Below are 3,569 nucleotides of genomic sequence, written 5' to 3'. Positions count from 1 at the left end.
GGTAGTGCCGGCCGCTGGCCGGCTCCTCATGAAATCCCGGCATCCTGGGGAGCCGGCCAGCGGCCGGCACTACCGCGATGTCGCGCAGGTGCCGACCGTGGGTCGGCACCCGCATGTCCGCTCAGCTGGCGGACGCGAACACCGGGCGGGTCAGGTTGTCGGCATCGCCTTCGGTGCACAGCACTTCATCCTCGATGCGCACGCCGCCATACGGGCGGAAGAAGTCCACGCGGTCCCAGTTGATGCTGGCCCCGTGGCCGGCCTGCTTCACTTCGTCCAGCAGCATGTCGATGAAGTACACGCCCGGTTCGATGGTGACCACCATGCCCGGCTCCAGCACGCGGGTCATGCGCAGGTACGGGTGACCCTGCGGGCGCTCGATGCGGCCACCGCGGTCGCTGGCCGCGAAACCCGCCACGTCGTGCACCTGCAGGCCGATCAGATGGCCCAGGCCGTGCGGGAAGAAGGCCGCGCTCACGCCGGTGGCCAACGCTGCTTCCGGCGAGACGTTGAGTACACCGAAGTCCTTGAGGATGCCCATCAGCGACAGGTGCGCATCGATGTGCAGCTGCTTGTAATCCACCCCGGCGCGTACGCCCGCGCCCATCGTCTGCTGGGCCGCGTCCACCGCGTCGATGAGGGCCTGGAATTCGTCGTGGCCGCCGGCCGCATAGGTGCGGGTGATGTCACTGGCGTACCCGTAGGCACTGGCGCCGGCGTCGATCAGGAAGCTGCGCAGCGGGGTCGGCGCGCTGCGGCCCAGGTCGGTGTAGTGCAGCACTGCGGCATGCTCGTTGAGACCGATGATGTTGCCGTACGGCAGCTCATTGGCGTCCTGGCCGACCGCCCGGCAGTAGGCCATGTGGATCTCGAATTCGCTGGCGCCGGCGCGGAAGGCCGCCTCGGCGGCACGGTGACCGCGCACGCCCAGTCGCTGCGCTTGGCGCATCAAGGCGATTTCATAGGGGGTCTTGTAGCCGCGCTGCCAGTCCAGGTAATCGATGACCGGCGCCGGGTTGTTCGGCACGAACGCGCCCAGCGCGCTCTGCGGCTCGCCGAGAATCGCGCAGCGGGCCGCGTCCTTGGGCAGCAGTGCCAGCGCATCGTCGGGTTTGCGGATGATCTCGATATCGACATGCTCGACCCACCAGCCGTTCGGCGCATCCGGCACTACGTGCCAGTAGTCGAACGGCTGGTAGAAGATCACTTTCGGTCGTTGGCCCGGGGTGTACACCAGCCAGCTGTTGGGCAGCTTGGTCAGCGGCAGCCACGCCTTGAAGTTCGGATTCACCGCGTACGGGTAGTCGCGATCATCGAAGGCCTGGTAATGCTGGGTGCCGCTGGGAATCACCAGATGATCGAAGCCGCCACGCGCGAGCGCTTCGTCGGCGCGCTGGCGCATGACGCTGGCGTGGTGGGAATACAGGGCGCCGAGGTCTGGCTGGTTCATGGCATGAAGCTCGCTGGCAGTGCGGAATGCAGCCTTGGATTCTGCCGCAATCCGCCCGCGGGCGCTGTGCCGGAACCGGCGCTCAGACTGCCGAAGTTTCCTCGGCGATCCAGTGGCGCAGCTGTTCGCGTGCGTCGCGTGCCAAGGTCAGGAAGCGGAAACCCACCCAGGCCTGGCCCGGCGCATGGGTCTGCTCGCTCCAGAGCAGGTGCACGCCCACGTCGATCCGCAGTGGCTCACCCTGCGGGCCGGGAATGGCGAAGTGCAGCTGGTACAGCGCGTCCTCGTGCATCGGTACCGAGGCCAGCATCAACATCCCGGTTTCGGAGACATTGCCGAGCCGGCCGATCACGGTCTCGGCCATCAGGTCGGTGACGGGCACCAGCTCGGTCACCTGGCGGCGCGGTGCGCGGCGGGTATCGGGCGTGGTCATCCAGCGTTCTCCACGGGGCTGCCGGCCAGCGAGCGCAATGAGCGCAGGGTGGCCTGCCAGGCGCGGTCGATCAGCCGGCCCTTGTCTTCGGTGACGATCCGCACCTGGCCGTGTGCCATCAGCCGGGCCAGTGCGTCCAGCGAATGCTCGCCAACCTTCTGCCCGCGCTGATTGACGAACAGGGCGTTGTCGGTGATCAGGCTGTACCACGAGAGCCGCTGGCGGCGGACGTCGCCCTGCTGGTTGGTGGTGAACTCGAACCAGGTACCGAACGGCAGTGTGCGCAACTGGCGGTAACAGTCATCTTCCGCGGTGCTGCGCGCGAGCGGGGCGACCTTGCGCGGGTCGCTGGCGTCGGCCTGTTCGCCCAGCCGGGTGCGCGCGCGCAGGCGCGCGGTGAGTTCGGTGCGCGAGCTGCTGTCGTCCTCGCCGCCCGGCGTGGACAGGCGACGCGCGATCGCGGCCGCTTCATCCTGGTGATAGCCGACCTGCAGCAGGGCGGCCTCGACCTGGTTGCCCAGCGCGTCATCGCGCGCGCCTGCGCCCGGGGCCAGGCAGGTGACCTCGGCGATCCGGGTGGTTTCCTGCTGGCGCTGCTGCCACTGCGGCGAGGTTTCGCCGTTGCGCAGCAGGGTCAAGGTCAGCACATCCGACCACGCCTGCTTGAGCAGCGCCTGCACGAAGCGCGGGGGCGCGGCCTGCGTGCACAGCTGCTCGATGCTGGCACTGGCCTGCTGTTTGGCCGCCTCCAACCGTTCCTTGCCGCGGGCGGCTTCGACATGACGACGCTCGGCCAGCTCGGCCTTGTGGGCCAGCGCGCGAAAGTGCTGCTGGATCTCTTCATTGGCGGTGTCGAACACCGCCACATCGCCGTCGTAGTCGTTCACTACCTGGTCGACCGCGTGGCCGAGCTTCTGCACCAGCAGCGGGTCCACGTCCTCCTCGCCCAGCCAGTTGGCACCGGCCTCGGCGACGGCGTTGAGCAGTTCCCGCGCCGGGTGCTGGTCGCGCACGAAGAAGGCCGGATCGGTCAGGGCCGCGCGGGCCACCGGTACCTGCAGGCGGGTCAGCAGGTCGGCGGCCACGGCCTCGGGCCGCACCTCGCGCTGGATCTGCCCGTACAGCATGTCGAGCAGGTCGAAGGTGTCGCTGTCCTTGACGGTCAGGGCCGCGTGCGCGCCATGGTCGGCGCGGACCTGGGCGAGCAGTGCGTTGTGGAGGTCGGCCATGCTGCGGCGGGCGCCGCCGGGGGGAATGGCCTGGCTCTGCAGGCGCGCCAGCGTGGCATGCACCGCTTCGGCGGGAACCGCCAATGCCGGTGGGGCGTCCGGGGCGAGAAACGCGTTGTCGGCGGCGGGCGTGGGCGCGCCGGTCGTCGCGGCGACAGCCTGTGCGGCCATGGCATCGCCGCCCGGCACGGTGCCGGCGGCGTGCGCCTGGCGGGCGGCACCGAGCATCTGGTGCAGGGCCGACATCGCCGGTGCACCGAGATCGGTTGCCGCAGGCGCGGCGCTGGTGGCTGGCGCCGATGCAGACGTGGCGGCTGCTGGACCTGGCGCTGCTGCGTCGCCGTTGGACATGCCATGGGCCGGCCCAGCGGCCGGCGGCGCCATTGCCGCCTGGGTCATCGCGGCCCAGCCCGCGCTGGGGGCGCTGCCGTTCCAGGCGGTCAAGGGCCGCGCGGCG

The 3,569-nt window shown here is 69.9% G+C and carries 3 protein-coding genes; all 3 read right to left on the bottom strand.

Features of this window, described 5'->3' with window-relative positions:
* Positions 1 to 121 precede the first annotated feature (121 nt).
* Positions 122 to 1,450, bottom strand: coding sequence for a Xaa-Pro dipeptidase (gene pepQ / locus HMPREF3113_RS11605; RefSeq protein WP_070472637.1), 1,329 nt, complete (start codon positions 1,448 to 1,450; stop codon positions 122 to 124).
* Positions 1,451 to 1,532: 82 nt separating this feature from the next.
* The gene (locus HMPREF3113_RS11600; protein WP_019183861.1) at positions 1,533 to 1,883 is read right to left on the bottom strand and encodes a PilZ domain-containing protein; all 351 of its coding nucleotides are present in this window, start codon (positions 1,881 to 1,883) and stop codon (positions 1,533 to 1,535) included.
* The coding region (locus tag HMPREF3113_RS11595) for a DUF1631 family protein (RefSeq protein WP_070472635.1) at positions 1,880 to 3,569 on the bottom strand (1,690 nt) is incomplete at its 5' end. The genes HMPREF3113_RS11595 and HMPREF3113_RS11600, both read right to left, overlap by 4 nt.

Origin of the sequence: Stenotrophomonas sp. HMSC10F06, assembly GCF_001807865.1 — a bacterium.
Classification (GTDB): Bacteria; Pseudomonadota; Gammaproteobacteria; order Xanthomonadales; family Xanthomonadaceae; genus Stenotrophomonas; species Stenotrophomonas bentonitica_A.
This window is presented reverse-complemented; position numbering and strand designations above follow the sequence as displayed.

Excerpts from the sequence above, each read along its gene's own strand:
- pepQ (WP_070472637.1), bottom strand. The coding sequence starts at position 1,450 with ATGAACCAGCCAGACCTCGGCGCCCTGTATTCCCACCACGCCAGCGTC.
- HMPREF3113_RS11600 (WP_019183861.1), bottom strand. The coding sequence starts at position 1,883 with ATGACCACGCCCGATACCCGCCGCGCACCGCGCCGCCAGGTGACCGAG.